Consider the following 16,473-nt stretch of genomic DNA (forward strand, 5'->3'; position numbering starts at 1 on the left):
CAAAGCCCGCTCGCCCGACCTGGCCCTCAAGAGACTCGGAAACAGCTCTTGCAAGGGCGGCAAATACTAGCCGCCCAACATGCCCGATTGCTGCACGAAGTAGATCCCAACCGCAATCGCCACCAGCACCACAAACGGCACCCACGCTGGAGCCGGCCAGCGCGGCTTCTTCACCGGCGGTTCGGGCTTTTTCTCGATGCGGCGGAACTTGACGACGTTATCGCTCATGCAGCGCTTTCTACCAGAGCCGCAACGCCTTGCCCACCTGCCGTGCAAACTGAAATCAGCGCACGCTTGCCGGGCTCGGTCGCGAGCAGCTTGGCCGTGAGGCCCAGTATGCGCGCACCGGTCGCTGCAAAGGGATGGCCATAGGCAAGGCTCGATCCCTTGACGTTTATCTTGGCCGGATCGATCGGCCCCAACACCTCGTCACGCCCCAGCACATTCCGGCAATAGGCTTCGTCGTTCCAGGCCTTGAGCGTGCACAGCACCTGCGCGGCAAAGGCTTCATGCAGCTCAAAGAAGTCGATCTGGTTGAACCCGATGCCCCGCCGCGCCAGCATCTCGCTAACGGCAATGGTGGGCGCCATCAGCAGGCCCTCGCCATGGGCAAAGTCATTGCCTGCAACCCGGCCGGTGGTCAGATAGGCCAGGATGGGCAGCCCCCGCTCGCGCGCCCATTCCTCGCTCGCCAGCAGCACTGCCGAAGCGCCGTCGGTGAGCGGCGTCGAGTTGCCCGCCGTCAGCGTGCCATGACCGCTTGATTTGTCGAAGGCCGGCTTGAGGGTCGACATTTTGTCCAGGTTTGTGTCGGGCCGCACATTGTTGTCCCGCACCAATCCGGCGCAAGAAACCAGCAAATCGTCGTGGAAGCCTTCGTCATAGGCCTTGGCGGCATTGCGATGGCTTGCGACGGCCAACTCATCCTGAGCCTTGCGAGATATGCCCCACTCGCGCGCCATCAATTCACAATGCTGCCCCATGGACAGCCCCGTGCGCGGCTCGTTGACCGATGGCGCAACAGGCGTCAGCTCGCCCAGGGAAAATCCCTTGAACACGCCAAGCTTGTCGCCTGCCGACCGCGCCCGGCTGAGATCGATCATGCGGTGCTGGAACTTGTTGCCGAAAACGATGGGGCTGTCGCTGACACTGTCCGACCCCGCCGCGATCCCGCTGTCGATCTCGCCCGATGCGATCTTGGCCGCAATCGTCAGCGCCGCCTGCAGGCTCGTGCCGCACGCGATCTGCATGTTGGTGCCCGGCGTGCGTGGCGACAATCCCGCATCAAGGCTCGCCTCGCGCAGGAGGTTGAAGTCCCGCGAATGGGCAATCACAGCCCCGCCCATGACCTCATCGATCTTTTCGCCCTTGAGCCCAAATTTCTCGGCCAGCCCGCTCAACACAGTGCCCAGCATGGAAAGATTGGTTTCGTCGCTATAGGCCGTGTTGCCCCGCGCAAAAGGAATGCGCGCCGAACCGACAATAGCGACTTTGCGAAGTTCAGTCATAGCAATACCCATCAAACAAAGTGGCCGATCTATCAGTCGACACCCTCCCCCTTGCGGGGAGGGTCAGGGTGGGGGTCGGTTCCCCCTCATATTGGGGCATAAGCACCCCCTCCCAGCCTCCCCCGTCCAGGGGGAGGTGCCGCCCCGCGGATGTGGCACTATATTGCAATAGCTGGTGCCTTATCATGCGCGCCCATCCTTGCGCGCCTGTAGCGGCCCACCTAGAAACGGCGCAAAGCCCGTCCCGAGGATCACCCCGATATCGGCCAGCCGCTCATTGGCAACCACACCTTCGGCAAGCACCACTTCGGTCATGTCGACCAGCGGCTTCACCAGTTCCTTGCCTAGGGCCGCAAGGTCATCCCGCTCGGGCGGCTCGCCCTTTTGCGCCTTGCCATCTACCCATTTGTAGAACCCTTCGCCCGTCTTGCGCCCGAGCTTGCCCTCACGCACCAGCGTCGCGAACCGGCTCTCAATTGGCACCTGATGGCCCAGTTCGGTGGCAACGGACTGCCCCACATCGAGCCCAACAGTATCCATCAGCTCGATCGGCCCCATCGGCATGCCAAAGGCCACCGCAGCCGCATCGATCACTTCCTTTTTCTCGCCTGCTTCCACCCGCTGCACAGCGCCAAGCATGTAGGGCATCAGCACGCGGTTGACGAGGAACCCCGGCGCTGACTTCACCACCACAGGCGACTTGCCGATGGCGAGCGCAAAGGCCGCGCCCTTGCCGATCTCATCATCGGTGTTGAACTTGGAGCGGATCACCTCCACCAGGGGCAATTGCGCAACCGGGTTGAAGAAGTGCAGCCCGATCAGCCGCTCCGGTTGCTTCAAATGCTCGGCAATCCGCTCGAGCTCAATGGACGACGTATTGGTGGCAAGGATAGCCCCAGGCTTGAGCTTGTCTTCGAGCCCACCAAAAATCGTCTGCTTGACCTCGAGCTTTTCCACCACCGCCTCGATGATGACGTCCGCCCGCGCAACGCCCTTGCCGGTCGGATCGGCCTCGAGCCGCAGCATGGCCGCGTCCACCTCCCGTTTCTTGCGCAGGCGCTTCTTGAAAAGCTTCTTTGCCCGCTCCAGCGCAGGGGTAATCCGCGCCATGTCGATATCCTGCAGCGTCACGGCCATGCCGCGCAACGCGCACCATGCCGCGATGTCGCCACCCATTACGCCTGCGCCAATCACATGGACGCGCGAAAACTTGGCGCCCTTGGCGCCCTGCTTCTTGAGGCTCTCCTGGGCAAAAAACACCCGCCGCAGATTGGTGGCCGTCTCGCTCCCCATCAGGGGAACGAAGGCTTCTATCTCCCCGCGGCTCATGGCCTTGGGATCATTGCCGTGCTTTTCGAACAAGTCGATCAGCGCATAAGGGGCAGGATAATGCTCTCGGCGGGCCTTTTTGCGTGCCTGATCGCGCATCTTGTTGGCGATGTATTCGCGCAAAAGTCCGATTGCCAGCACCCGCTTGGTGAACGGCGCCTCGCTCGAGCGGCGATGCTGCAGAATTGCTTTCCTGGCTTCCCAACGCAGCATGTCGCGATGGCGCACCAGCTTGTCCACAAGGTTCAGACCCCGCGCCGCGCCTGCGCGCAGCATCTTGCCCGTGAGCATGATCTGCATGGCATCCACCGGACCCGCCTGCCGGATCGAGCGGCCGGTGCCGCCAAAGCCCGGGAAAATGCCTAAATTGACTTCCGGAAAACCGATGCGCGTCTTGTCGTCGTTCACCGCAACCCGGTAGTGGCAGGCCAACGCCAACTCCAACCCTCCACCCAGGCAAAAGCCCTGGATCCCCGCAACCACGGGGATTTTCAGCGCTTCGATGCGATTAAACAAGGCATGGGTCCGCTCCAGCGCCTGCGGCAGCACCGAAAAATCGCTCATCGCATCGAATTCGGAGATATCCGCGCCCGCAATAAAGCCGCTATCCTTGCCCGAAAGCAGGACAATGCCCTCCAGTTCGCGCGTCTGCGCCAGTTCTTCGAAGCGCGTGACCAGCCCCTCAAGCTCCATGATTGCTTCACGGCTGAGCGTATTAACCGGCGCGCCGGGCGTATCGATCGTGAGCCACCCCAGGTTTTCGATGTCCCGGTGAAAACGCCAGTGCTTGGTCTGTGGCATCTGCGGCTGGATCATTGTTTCTCCTCGAATTCCCTTGGGGCTTTGCCCAATCTGTGTTGCGCTCCGCCCAGTTACCCTGCTTGAGGGGAAAGGTAAGGGGTGCAGCGCGCCTTACCGCGATGCTGATCCAATCTCAGCACCCCTTCCTTGTCGAAGGCGCCCTGTGCTATTCCGCCGCCATTCTCGGCACTTTGGCGCTGGCCAACGCATCCCCGGCAAAGTCATCCACCCGCACTGCCCGCTCCGTCGCCTCGTCAGCCGCGCGCATTATGCCTGCCTCATTGTCATTGAGCACGCCTGCAGCAACGGCATCGGCAATAGCGTCACGGTCCAGCCGCCGCTCGATAACGCCCTTGCGCGCCGCCTTTACGAACCGCGCTTCGATGCCTTCCGCCTCGGTCACCTTGACCAGGGCATCTTCAAGAACGCCCGTGACATCATCTGGGTCCATCGAAACATAGACACCCGCCGTCAGCCGATCGCGGAATGCTCCCGGCCGCAACACCGCGCGGACCATCCGATAATTCACTCGATCGCTCGAGCGCTTGGCATGCATCCCCAGCGGAAAGCAAAGTATGCGCATGGCATGAGCAAAGAACCGGTTGGGGAAATTGTCGAAGATCTCTCCGAAGTTCTTTTCAAGCGCTGCAACACGGTCAGCCAGGATGGCCTCGACCAGTTCCTTGTCCTCGGCAATCCGCCCTTCATCCTCGAAGCGCCGCAATACAGCCGACATAAGATAGAGATCGCTCAAGATGTCGGCCATGCGGCCCGATAGCTTCTGCTTGCGCTTGAGGGCACCGCCCAGCACCACCGTGGTCCAGTCCGCCACCAGGGCAAAATCCTGCGAATAGCGGTGCAGCTTCTGGTACCAATGCGCCATCGGCCCATGATTGGGTGCTTGGACGAACGCCCCATTGCTGATGCCATGCAAAAAGCTCGCCGCGATATTGCGCAGCATGAACTTGGTATGGCCACTAAACGCCGCGTCGAAATCATCCAGTCCCTCGCGCTGGTTCTTGTTTTGCGCCGCCTGTACTTCCCGCAGCAGATAGGGATGCGCACGCAACACGCCCTGGGCAAAGGTCATCAGCGTACGCGTCAGGATATTGGCGCCCTCCACCGTGATGGCCACGGGGATCGCCATATAGGCGCCGAACAGGTAGTTGCTCGGTCCATCCTGGATGGCCCGCCCACCGTGTATGTCGAACGCATCATCCATGCTGTCGCGCATGGCTTCCGTGGTCGTATATTTAAGCAAGCCCGCGATCACCGCCGGCCGCTGCCCTTCATCGACCATGGATGCCGTCAGGCTCCGGGCTGCCTCAAAGGTGTAAGCGCGCTTGACCATCTCGCCCAGCGGCTCGGCCACCCCTTCCATGATCCCGACGGGAATGCCGAACTGCCGCCGCACGCGCGCATAAGCCGAAGTCGTGCGCAGCACCTGCTTGATCGAGATGGAGCCAATCGCCGGCAGCGAAATGGCGCGCCCCGTCGACAGGCACTCCATCAGCATGCGCCAGCCCTGGCCGGCATAGGCGGTCCCGCCGATCAGGAAATCCATGGGAATAAACACATCCGTGCCCCGCACCGGCCCGTTCATGAAGGCCTGGCGCCCGGGAAAATGCCTGCGCCCGATCTCTACGCCCGGATGATCATGCGGCACCAGCGCCAGCGTGATACCGATATCGGTGCCCCGACCCAGTAGATTGTCTGGATCCTTGAGAATAAATGCCAGGCCCACCAGCGTCGCAATCGGCGCAAGCGTAATATAGCGCTTGTCGAAGCTCAGCCGGACGCCCAGCACCTCTTCGCCATTGTGCATGCCGCGCGTCACCACGCCCACATCGCGCATGCCACCCGCATCGGACCCAGAATGTACGCCCGTCAGGGCAAAGCAGGGCACTTCAAGGCCCCGGGCCAGTCGGCCGAGGTATTTTTCCTTTTGCTCAGGCGTGCCGTATTTTTCCAGCAGTTCACCTGGCCCCAGCGAATTGGGCACCATGACGGTGATCCCCGCCGCCACGGAGCGGCTGGCGATCTTGGAAACGATCATGGATTGCGCCTGCGCCGAAAAGCCGAGCCCCCCATGCTCCTTGCCGATCAGCATGCCAAGGAACCCCTCGTCCTTGAAATACTGCCAAAGCTCGGGACTGAGGTCCGACCAATTATGACGGATGTCCCAGTCGTTCATCATGGCGCACGCTTTTTCGGTCTGATTGTCCAGAAAAGCCTGCTCTTCCGCCGTCAGCGTCAGCGGGCGAATGGCATCAAGCTTGCTCCAATCGGGCCGGCCGGAAAACAGCTCGGCATCCCACCCCACTGTCCCGGCATCGAGCGCTTCCTGCTCGGTCTTGCTGACGCGCGGCAGGATCGACTTGACCCCCTGGTAGATCGGCCGCAGCACGGTCGCCTTGCGAAAAGCCTCGATGCTGAGCAAACCCAGAACAATCGCGGGCAAGAGCACCAGGATCAGCCCACCAACATCGCTGGCAACCGCGATGCCGTCGCTGGTGAAATCGATCCGCGTCAGCAAGCCAATCACCAGCGCCGCCAGCGCCCATTGCCACATCGGACTTTCGCGCACGGCGAGTACGGCAAAGACCACAAGGCTGATCACGATTAGTGCAATGGTCACGACTGCCCCTCCAATTCGCCCCGCCCGAAGCGGAGCGCAATTCTGCAATAGAACCAGCCAGCCGCCAAATCGTTCAGCTGGCAACAATCCTCAAATTCTAGTCTAGTCCACTTTACGTAAACGTCAACCAACCGCCTATTACGTCTTTGTAAGGTAGGCCTGCTCAGCCCCGTGCTACAATCTGCCCTCCCCGCACCTGAACCCAGCGCCTTGCCGCCTTCCGCCCCAAAAACCACGGCAGCTATTTGACGCTAACGTAAAGCCGTGAAATATTCCGGCTTAATGGGCGTTAAGCCCGCGCGTGCAAGCGCCACCGGAGGACATCTATGGACACCCCGCTCGAGACCGTCACCCATCCGCGCCCCTGGATCGCCAGCTATCCCGACGGCATCAAATGGGATGTCGAACTTGATATCCGCCCCGTCCATGAACAGGTCCTCGCCGCCTGCGCCAAGAACCCCTTCGCGCCCGCCCTCGATTTCCTGGGCGGCGTTACCAGTTTCGGCGACCTCGCCAAAAAGATCACTGCCTTTGCCGGTGCGCTGCAAAGGCAGTTCGGCGTTACCAAGGGCACGCGCGTCGCCCTCATGCTGCCCAATACGCCCTTCTATCCCATCGCCTATTATGGCGTGCTGCGCGCTGGTGGCGTGGTGGTCAATTGCAACCCGCTCTACACTGTCCATGAACTCAGCCACATCACCGAGAATGCCGGCGCCGATGTGCTGGTGACGCTCGATCTGCAGCAGATCTTCGAAAAAGCCGAAAAACTCGTCCAGGTCGGCCATGTCAAATCGCTTGTGGTCTGCCACTTCCCTGACGCCCTGCCGCTGGTCAAGAAGGTCCTTTTTTCCCTAGCCAAACGCAAGGACCTCGCCCGCCCCAAGCGCTCCCCTGTTGCTGACCGCATCACCTTTTTTCACGACATGATCGCCCGCAACGACATGCCGGGCCCGGTCGTGATCGACCCAAAGAACGACGTCGCTGTCCAGCAATATACCGGCGGCACAACCGGCATCCCCAAGGGCGCGCTACTCACCCATGCCAATATCTCGGCCAATATGAGCCAGATCGACAAATGGGGCCTTGGCCTGTTCTACCCGCCGAGCAAGGTCGTGGCGGTGCTGCCGTTCTTCCACATCTTTGCGATGACGGTCTGCATGAACGTACCGCTCTGCAATGGCACCCAAGTGGTCATGCTGCCCCGCTTCGAGCTCAAGGCGCTGCTAAACCTCCTCACGCGCACCCGCGCCAATATCCTTCCAGCCGTCCCCACTCTCCTCAACGCCATTGCGCGCGCCAGCACGACGACGCCCGAGCAATTATCGAGCTTGGAAGTCGCTATTTCCGGTGGTGCCGCGCTGCCCGACGAAGTGCGTGCAGCCTTCGCCAAGAAGTCCAAGGCGCTGCTGGCCGAGGGCTATGGCCTTACCGAAGCCTCGCCCGTCGTCTGCTGCGCTGCCCTGCGCGTGCCGTCCAAGCCCATGTCCATCGGCATGCCCCTGCCGGGCACGGACATCCGCTTTGTCGATATCGACACCGGCCAACCCGTCGGCATCGGCCAGGATGGCGAGCTGCAGGTTAAAGGCGCCCAGGTCATGGCCGGCTACGCCAACAACACCGAGGAAAGCGAGAAAGCCTTCATGGATGGCTGGCTGCGCACCGGCGATGTCGGCCACATCGACGAAGACGGCTATGTCTTCCTCGTTGACCGCATCAAGGACCTCATCATCTGCTCGGGTTTCAACGTTTACCCCCGGACCATCGAGGAGGCGCTGATGACCCATGAGGCCGTCGAGGAAACCAACGTCATTGGCGTCCCCGACCACTATCGCGGCGAGGCCCCCGTCGCCTTCGTCAAGCTCAAGTCGGGCCAGACCATCTCCGAGCACGATCTCAAGCTCTATCTCGGCGAGCGCCTCAACAAGATCGAAATGCCCAAGGAAATCATTTTCAAGGACGCTCTTCCAAAGACCCTGATCGGCAAGCTCAGCAAAAAGGAGCTACGCGAGGAATACGCCCAAACGCATGGTGGGCACCCATGACCCGCAGCGAAACCGATAATAAGGACCTCTTTGCCATTGCCGATCTTGCCAAGGAGTTCGGCATTTCCACCCGCGCCATCCGCTTCTATGAAGCCAAGGGGCTCCTTTCCCCCGAACGCGTAGGCGCCACCCGCATCTTTCGCCGCCGCGACCGCGCCCGGCTGATCCTGATCCTGCGCGGCAAGCGCCTCGGCTTTTCCCTGCGCGATATTTCCGACTATCTCAGTCTCTACGACGCCAATCGAAGCCAGCAGGTGCACCTTCTCATCGACAAAGTCGACGAACGGCTGGCTTCCCTGGAAGGCCAACTCCTCGACCTTCAAACCACCATCGCCGAACTGCGCGAAATCCGAAAACTCGCCGACGAGCGGCTGGAAAAAGCGAGCTGACTCAGCTCACTCCGGTCGTCACCCTCGGGCTTGACCCGAGGGCTCTGCACTTCCTACCGCCTACCCCGCGGCTTCACATTCCTCGTCATGAAATCGGGCTTCTTCGGCTTGACCCACCCCTTGGGCGGCTGCCGCACCGGCACTTGCGTCCCCAACCCCATCGCTCCCGGCGGCGGCTGTCCTACCGTGACGCTATCTGGATCACCCTCCCCCGGCGCCTCTCCCTTCAGCCGCGCGATCTCGTTGCGCAATGCCCCCGCCTTCTCGAAATCCATCGCTTCGGCCGCCGCCTGCATCTGCTCAGTCAGCGCCACCAGCTTTTCGTGAATGGATCGTGATGACATCCCAGTAGACCTCATGGTGAGCTTGTCGAACCACGAGGTCGTGGCACCGACTTATTCTGCGAGGAGGCTAAATCTATCCCCAACGTCATCACCGGGCTTGTCCCGGTGATCCACCTTTCTATCATCAGCACCAATGGAATGCCGGGACAAGCCCGGCAATGACGCCAATCAGTGTCAACTCGCCGCCACAAACACGGCCATATCCTCCAGCGTCCCCGCCTCGCTCGCCGGCTTGTCCCACCGAATCCGATTGATCCGCGGAAACCTTAGCGCCACCCCTGACTTGTGCCGCGCACTCTCCTGCGCCGAGTCGAACGCCACCTCGAACACCAGTTCCTTGCGAACTTCACGCACCGGCCCAAACGCCTGGATCGTGTTCGCCCGAATCCACTTGTCGAGCATCTTCAACTCCTCATCGGTAAACCCGAAATAGGCTTTCCCGATCGGCACGATCTCGTTCCCTTTCCAGACACCAAAGGTGTAATCCGAATAGAAGGAGCTGCGTTTCCCATGCCCGCGCTGGGCATACATCAGCACGGCATCCACCACATTGGGATCGCGCTTCCACTTGAACCAATAGCCCTTGGGCCGCCCCGGCACATAAGGCGATGAGCGCAGCTTGAGCATCACCCCTTCATGCCCCTGTTCATCCGCCCCCTGCCGCCGCTGCCGCGCCAGATCGTCCCAATCGCTAAACGGCAAGATGGGCGACAGATCCAGCCGCGTCTGCGGATTGGCCTTGAGCCACGCTTCCAGCCGCTGCCGTCGCTCGGTCCAGGGCAGCGTGCGGATATCCTCGCTGGCATCAAACAGCATGTCATAAACCCGGATAAAGGCCGGGCTGTCCTTGAGGTGCTTAGCTGACGCCACCTTCTTGTTGAGCCGCTGCTGCAGATCGTTGAAGCTGCCGGCCTCGAAATTCTTGCCCACCAGCAATTCCCCGTCCAGCACCGCTTGGCCTTGGACATTCTCCACTATGTCGGGAAACGCCGCGGCTATATCGTCGCCCGTGCGCGAAAACAGCGAGGCCGTGCCCTCCCCCAGCACCAGTTGCACGCGAATGCCGTCCCATTTCCACTCGGCCGAAAAATCCTTCGGGTCGAGCTTGCCGAGGTCCTTTTCTTCGTCGATTGGATTGGACAGCATCAGCGGATGAAACCGTGCCGCGTGATCGATATCAGGCCGCTCCGCCTTGCCATCGAGCCAGGCGAACAGATCGAGATAGGGCACCTTGAGTCCGTGCCAGACCTCCTCGATCTCCTGCAGATCCTTCCCACTCATCTCCGCCAGCGCCGTCTTGGCGAGCCGCGCCGAAACCCCGATGCGCAGCGCCCCTGTCGCTAGCTTCACCAACGCCCAGCGCTCGTTGATCTCCGCCCGCGTCAGCAGCGCCGCAATCAGCTTGGGCAATTCGCTTTTGCTGGTCGTATTGAACAGCTCAATCAGATCCGTCAGCGACGGCAGATCGCCGGTTCCCCCATGATGCGGCCAGATCAGCGCGATGGTCTCGCCCAGATCGCCCACATAGTCGTAACTCATGGCAAACAGCGTCTCGTCCACCTCGCGCAGCACTGTTTCCCGCAGCAGCGCTGGCTTGACGTTGCGGAAGGTCAGGGCGCCCGTCAGCACCGCCAGCGCAAAGCCACGGTCCGGGTCCGGTGTTTCGCGGAAATACTGAGTCAATGCCGCAAGCTTCCGGTTGCGCGACGGCGTCAGCGCCAGCAATTCGAGCAATTGGGCAAAGCGCTTCATTCGCCGCCCTCCCCGCCATCATCCTCGAAGCCCTGAATATTGAGCGGCTCCGCCTCTAAGCCTTGCCGCCGGCACCAATACACCAGCGCATCCTCGCGCCCATGCGTCACCCACACGGTTTGCGCTCCGGTGTCGCCAATGGTCTGCAGCAACTCGCCCCAGTCGCAATGGTCCGAAATCACCAGCGGCAATTCTACCAGCGCCTGCCGCGCCCGCTGCTTGACGCTCATCCAACCCGACGCCTGGCACACCACCGGATCGGGAAACCGCCGGCTCCAGCGGTCCCGAATGGCCGATGCCGGTGCAAGGACGATCTGCCCGGCCATCTCCGCTTTCGTCGTGCCTGTTGCTGGTCGGAGATCACCAAGCTCCACGCCCAGCTCCTGGTACAGTTCACACAGCCGGATCATTGCGCCGTGGAGATAAATCGGCCGGTCCCACCCCGCATCGCGCAGCAGGCCAATCACCCGCTGCGCCTTTCCCAGCGCATAGGCGCCAACCAGGTGCGAGCGCTCCGGATTATCCGCCACCGACTTGAGCAAGCGCCCGATCTCGTGCCGGGGATGTGGATGCTGGAACACCGGCAAGCCAAACGTGGCCTCCGTTACCAGCAGGTCGCACTGCGCCAATTCAAACGGCTGCGAGGTCCGATCCGCCAGCCGCTTGTAATCCCCCGTCACAACGACACGCTGGCCGCGATGCTCGATCAGCACCTGCGCCGATCCCAGCACGTGCCCGGCCGGAAAAAACGTTATCGTCACATCATCAATGGGCAGCGGCTCGCCGAAAGGCAGTGCCTGGAAGCGCCCGGCACAATCCTCCCCATAGCGCGTTTTCATGATCGCAATCGTATCCGGCGTCGCCAGCACCGTGCCATGCCCAGACCGCGCATGGTCTGAATGCCCATGCGTGATGATCGCCCGCTCCCGCGGCACGCTGGGATCAATAAAGGCATCAATCGCCTTGATATGCAGGTGCCGATCGAGAATTTGCGTTGCCATAAGCTGGTAACGCGGGCGCTATGTGAGTGGTTCAGAAGATGGATCACCGAGACAAGCCCGGTGATGACGGTTGGGAGAAGGTCAATGCATCACCCCACCGTCATTACCCCGCTTGTCCGGGTAATCCACTACTGCGCGTCAAGCATCTACGAACTCAAATCCGCCCACTCCGGATTAACAGCTTCAATCAGATTGATCTTCCACTGCCGTGGATACTTCTTGATCGCCTTCTCGCGCCGTATCGCATCCACAACCAGATCGTGCTGCTCCACCCACACCAGCGTCTTCACGCCATACCGCGAAGTAAACCCAGGCGTTAACTCATGCTGGTGCTCAAACAACCGCCGCGAGGGGTGAGACGTCACCCCAGTATAGAGCGTGCCGTTCTTCTTGGACGCGAGGATATAGACATAGCCCTTCATGCATCCAGTATGCCTAGGGATGGATCACCGGGACAAGCCCGGTGATGACGGTTGTAGAAGCGTCCCCTATCTCTCCTCCATCGTCATTACCCGGCTCGTCCGGGTAATCCATCTTCCTCCCCTCACATCACCCGCGTCACCTCCAGCAAGCCCGGCCGCTTCTCATTCGCTGATGTGATCGCCGCTTCGCCCCCCAGCACCACCACATGCCCCTGCCGGCTGATCGCGTCCACCGCCTCGGCCAGCCGCTTGAAGTCCGCCTGCGTGGTACCCAGGATTTCGTCCCGCCGCTGCTGCCGGATCTCGTCGGTTGTGCCCGTCAGGTAGCGCCACATGGACGAATAGCCCTTGGCATCGGGGAACTCATACCCATCCACATCCCCGATCACGCCGATAATGGAGCGCGTCAGGTCGTTCTCCCCGATGGGCGCATGAAGCGCCTTGCTGGCCCCGTCATAGGCCTCGATCGTCTTGAGCAGATTGGGATCGCGATAGGACAGGAACGAGAAATTCCCGCTCGTCAGGTCGAACCGCGACGAGCCGCCATAGGCTCCACCCTGCACCCGCACCTTGTCCCAGAGATAGGTCGTGTTGAGGAACTTGATGGCGACATTGGCCGCCCCGCTCAGCTCGAACCCGAGCGCACGGAGGTTTGCCCCCTTGCCCACATAATTCACCTGCGCCGGAATGATCAGCCCTTCCGAGCGAGGCCGGTAGTCGATGCTCCAGTCGGCAATCGGATAGTCGCCATCCGGCAAGCGGCCTAGAAAGGATTCGAGTTCTGGCCGCGCCCGCTCCCAGAGCGATCCATCGGCCGTGACATTGATCACCATCCGTCCGCGATTGAACAGCGTATCGCGGATGCGCCGCAGGGCCGCCTCTACAGCGGCCCAGTCATTGTCCACCCGCTCCACCAACTCGCGCAGAAACTGCAGATAGCTGACCCCACCCAGTTGCTCGGCAATCCAGCTGGCTTCAGTCAGCCCGGACTTGAGCCGAGTATCCACGATGGAATTGCCCGCAGGCACCAGCCGTGCCTCGAACCCGGCCTTTTCTTCCAGCGCCATCTGGCGGAAGCGCTCGCGATTATCGAGCCGCGCATCGAGCAGCACATCGCCCATGATATCGAGCATGGCGCCGAACTTGTCGGGCACGGCCTTGCCTGACAGGAAAAACCACGCCGCGCTCCCGTCATGCCCCTGTCGCGAGGACAATCCACGATGCTGCGCGATGCCTCCGGTCGTCCGCCCAATGCGCTGGGTCAGGGAAACGAAATCTTCCTTGCTGGTCCCCGTCTGCAGCAGCGCTCGCCCGAACAGCGGCAGGTAGGGCAGCAGTTCCTTGTCGAGGACATGCAGGTCAAAGCCGAAGTCGAGGTACAATATCCCGAGCGTCGGCAGATCATGATAGAACAGCCGCACATCCCCTAAGCTGCCGAGCTCCATCGGCACCTTGCGGATTTCCCGCGGCAGATCGGCAAGCGTCAGCGTCGGAATCTTAGCCAAGTCAGCCGGATCATCCACCGCCTCCTGCAACGCCTTGAGCCGCTCCGTCTCGGCAACAGTTTGCTGCAGCGCCGCATCATCCAGCTTCTGGCGCACCTCGGCGAGGATTTCAGCTTCCCGCGCCGCCTCGCGCGCACCCTGCTCGGGATCTGCGCTCAGCACCACACTGGTGCGGTGCATATTGTCCAAGAACAGCCGCCGGATTTCGCCTTCGAAATGGCCGCTCGCAGCCTTCTCCTTGAGCGCCGTCAGCGCGCCCTCGAATTGGAGCGGCGCCAGCGGATCGCCGCCGTGCAGCCACGTCCCCAGCGCATTGAACATGTAGCTCATGCCGCGCGGAAACGAGCCTGTATTGTTTTCGCGCAGGGAGAACTCGAACGTATTGGCCGCAGCTTCCAGTTGGTCGGCAGCAAACCCCGTCTTGGCAATCTCCTCCAGCGTTTGGAGGATCAACGCCTCGACCTTCTCGGCATTGGCCGCATCGATCCCCTTCATGCCAAAGCTCGCCATTGGCTGGCGCAGGCCCGCGCCGATGCCGCCGCCCGTCATGCCTTCGCCCAGCCCCGACTCCGTCAAGGCCTTGCGCAACGGCGCTGCCGGATTGCCCGCCAGCAGATAGCTCAGCATGCCGTGGCTCAGCGCCTCCGTACGGTCAGCCGGCGGATCAAGCATCCAGTTGAGCTGCACCATGCCATCGCGCGGCTTGCCCTTCTCCTTGGTGCCGGCATAGGTCGCGACAATCTTGCGCGGCGCATTGAAGCGCGGCTGCAGCTGCACTTCGGCATCCACGGCCACCGCTTCGAACTGCGAGAAATAAGCATCCAGGATCGCCAAGCGCTCGCCGGCGTCATCATCGCCCGAGAAAAACGCCCGCGTATTGGAAGGATGATAGAACTTTTCGTGGAAGCGCTTGAACTGCGCATAGGTGAGATCCGGAATGGCCTTCGGATCACCCCCCGAGGATTTGCCATAGGTCACGTCGGGATAAAGCGAGCGCTGCGACAGGTCGCGCATCACGGCGTCGGGCGACGAAAACACGCCCTTCATCTCGTTGAACACCACGCCCTTGTAGACCAGCGGCGCTTCGACGTTCTCGAGCTCGTAATGCCAGCCCTCCTGCCGGAATGTGTTCTCCGTGATCAGCGGAAAAAACACCGCATCGAGGTAGACATCCACCAGATTGTAGAAGTCCTTGAGGTTCTGCGACGCCACCGGATAGGCCGTCTTGTCCGGAAAGGTCATGGCATTGAGGAAGGTGTTGAGCGATCCCTTGATCAGCTCCACAAACGGCTTCTTGACCGGGTATTTCCGCGACCCGCACAGCACCGAATGCTCAAGGATATGCGCCACACCGGTTGAATCATCGGGCGGCGTCTTGAAGGTGATCCCGAACACCTTGTTCTCGTCGTCATTAACGAGGCTCAGCACCTCCGCCCCGGTCTTTTTGTGCCGGAACAGCAGCGCCTGCGAATTGGCCTCCGCAATATGCTCGTCGCGGATCAACTCAAAGGCGTCGTGATAGGTCATGGGGATACTCGGGAAGGAATTCGTGTTGTGTACCAATCTAGGCACGCGACCTTCGATGCGCTAGGGGCCAGAGGGGTGGCACAATTTCCGGCAACAGCCAGAGGTCCACCCTCCCCCTTGCGGGGAGGGCTGGGGTGGGGGGATGAGAGCCCCGACATCAGGGCTAGCTTACCCCCAGCCTTGATCCCTCCCCACACGGGGGAGGGTGTCGACTGATATATTCAAGCCTAAACGCCGCCCCGGATTTCGGGCTTCACGTGCTTCTCATACCATTCCGTAAGCCGTCCCATCAGCGCCGGGAACAGGCTCTTCTGCTCGCTGGCCGCGACATTGTTAGTCAATTGCTCCGGCTTGCTCACGCCAGCAATGATGGTCGACACCTCCGGATGATCCAAAATCCAGCGCAGAGCAAACTGGCTCATCGGCATGGCCTCGGGCGATAAGCCCTTGAGCTCGGCCACTAGTTCCACGCCCCGCCCGAACGGAATGCCCGAAAACGTCTCGCCTACCGAAAAGGCCTGTCCATCCCGGTTGAAATTGCGGTGATCGCTCGGATCGAACCGGGTGTTCTTGTCGTATTTGCCGCTCAAGAGGCCACTCGCCAATGGCAGCCGCACGATGATGCCGACATCCTTTTCCGCCGCCTTGGGCAGCAATTCCTTGGCCGCATCCTGCCGGAACAAATTGAAGATGATCTGCAGCGTCGCGCAGCCCGGCTGTTCAAGGCAGATCATGCCTTCCTCGATGGTCTCGACGCTTGCGCCCCAATGCTTCACCAGCCCTTCGGCCTTGAGCTCGTCCATCCAGCCAAAGATCGCGCCATCGCGCAAAACATCCGTTGGCACGCAGTGAAGCTGCGCCAGATCAAGGGTTTGAACGCCCAGCCGTTCCGCTGACCCGCGCAGGCTCTCGCGAACACCGTCCTTGGTGTATTTGTCCGGGAACAAGGCGCCCGAGCGCCCCAGCTTGGTGGCGATCCGTACATCGGCTGGCTTGGCATGCGCCCCGATGCGCCGCTCGCTTTGCCCGTTGCCATAAACGTCGGCCGTGTCCCAGAAATTGACGCCCGTATCCACAGCGGCTTTGAGGATGTCGTCCGCGGTCTGGTCGTTCACCGGCCCGAACGCCTCGCCCAATTGCCAGCATCCCAGTCCGATTTCGGAAACCTGGTAGCCTGTCTTGCCCAAGCGGCGCGTTTTCATAGTTGTTCCCCGC

Annotated in this window: 12 protein-coding genes; 2 read left to right on the plus strand and 10 right to left on the minus strand. The window is 61.3% G+C overall.

From position 1 onward, the window contains the following. Positions 1–66 precede the first annotated feature (66 nt). The 4 genes from DDE77_RS19500 to DDE77_RS13355 all read right to left on the minus strand — a co-directional run bounded on the left by DDE77_RS19500 (position 67) and on the right by DDE77_RS13355 (position 6,276). Positions 67–228 (minus strand): hypothetical protein, encoded by a 162-nt coding sequence (locus tag DDE77_RS19500; RefSeq protein ID WP_157959825.1) that lies wholly within the window; start codon positions 226–228, stop codon positions 67–69. Next, positions 225–1,508, minus strand: a complete 1,284-nt coding sequence (locus DDE77_RS13345) for an acetyl-CoA C-acetyltransferase (RefSeq protein ID WP_108397970.1) — start codon at positions 1,506–1,508, stop codon at positions 225–227. The genes DDE77_RS19500 and DDE77_RS13345 overlap by 4 nt, the downstream gene beginning before the upstream one ends. Positions 1,509–1,691: 183 nt before the next feature. Next, positions 1,692–3,653, minus strand: a complete 1,962-nt coding sequence (locus tag DDE77_RS13350) for a 3-hydroxyacyl-CoA dehydrogenase NAD-binding domain-containing protein (protein ID WP_108397971.1) — start codon at positions 3,651–3,653, stop codon at positions 1,692–1,694. 151 nt (positions 3,654–3,804) lie between these two features. Further along, positions 3,805–6,276 (minus strand): acyl-CoA dehydrogenase, encoded by a 2,472-nt coding sequence (locus tag DDE77_RS13355; RefSeq protein ID WP_108397972.1) that lies wholly within the window; start codon positions 6,274–6,276, stop codon positions 3,805–3,807. 326 nt (positions 6,277–6,602) lie between these two features. On the opposite strand from DDE77_RS13355, the gene DDE77_RS13360 reads away from it, so the two are divergent. Together DDE77_RS13360 and DDE77_RS13365 are read left to right on the plus strand one after the other, a co-directional pair. Next, a complete protein-coding gene (locus DDE77_RS13360; RefSeq protein WP_108397973.1) occupies positions 6,603–8,318 on the plus strand; it encodes a long-chain-fatty-acid--CoA ligase in 1,716 nt (571 codons plus the stop codon). After that, positions 8,315–8,707 carry a MerR family DNA-binding protein gene (locus DDE77_RS13365; protein WP_108397974.1) on the plus strand — a complete coding sequence of 131 codons (393 nt, stop codon included), beginning with the start codon at positions 8,315–8,317 and terminating at the stop codon, positions 8,705–8,707. Before DDE77_RS13360 ends, DDE77_RS13365 begins: the two co-directional genes overlap by 4 nt. 53 nt (positions 8,708–8,760) lie before the next feature. Here DDE77_RS13365 and DDE77_RS13370 read toward each other — a convergent pair whose 3' ends face one another. The 6 genes from DDE77_RS13370 to DDE77_RS13395 form a co-directional block, all read right to left on the minus strand. Further along, a complete protein-coding gene (locus tag DDE77_RS13370; RefSeq protein ID WP_108397975.1) occupies positions 8,761–9,051 on the minus strand; it encodes a UvrB/UvrC motif-containing protein in 291 nt (96 codons plus the stop codon). A gap of 174 nt (positions 9,052–9,225) precedes the next feature. After that, the gene (locus tag DDE77_RS13375) at positions 9,226–10,803 is read right to left on the minus strand and encodes a cisplatin damage response ATP-dependent DNA ligase (protein WP_108397976.1); all 1,578 of its coding nucleotides are present in this window, start codon (positions 10,801–10,803) and stop codon (positions 9,226–9,228) included. Next, on the minus strand, positions 10,800–11,804 hold the full coding sequence (locus DDE77_RS13380; protein ID WP_108397978.1) for a ligase-associated DNA damage response exonuclease: 1,005 nt from the start codon (positions 11,802–11,804) through the stop codon (positions 10,800–10,802). The genes DDE77_RS13375 and DDE77_RS13380 overlap by 4 nt, the downstream gene beginning before the upstream one ends. 146 nt (positions 11,805–11,950) lie before the next feature. Further along, on the minus strand, positions 11,951–12,226 hold the full coding sequence (locus DDE77_RS13385) for a GIY-YIG nuclease family protein (RefSeq protein ID WP_108397979.1): 276 nt from the start codon (positions 12,224–12,226) through the stop codon (positions 11,951–11,953). A 122-nt stretch (positions 12,227–12,348) separates the two neighbouring features. Beyond that, complete coding sequence (locus tag DDE77_RS13390; RefSeq protein ID WP_108397980.1) at positions 12,349–15,258, minus strand: insulinase family protein; 2,910 nt, start codon at positions 15,256–15,258, stop codon at positions 12,349–12,351. A 227-nt stretch (positions 15,259–15,485) separates the two neighbouring features. Further along, positions 15,486–16,460, minus strand: coding sequence for an aldo/keto reductase (locus DDE77_RS13395; protein ID WP_108397981.1), 975 nt, complete (start codon positions 16,458–16,460; stop codon positions 15,486–15,488). Positions 16,461–16,473 lie beyond the last annotated feature (13 nt).

Origin of the sequence: Devosia submarina, from assembly GCF_003056345.1 — a bacterium.
GTDB classification, from domain to species: Bacteria; Pseudomonadota; Alphaproteobacteria; order Rhizobiales; family Devosiaceae; genus Devosia; species Devosia submarina.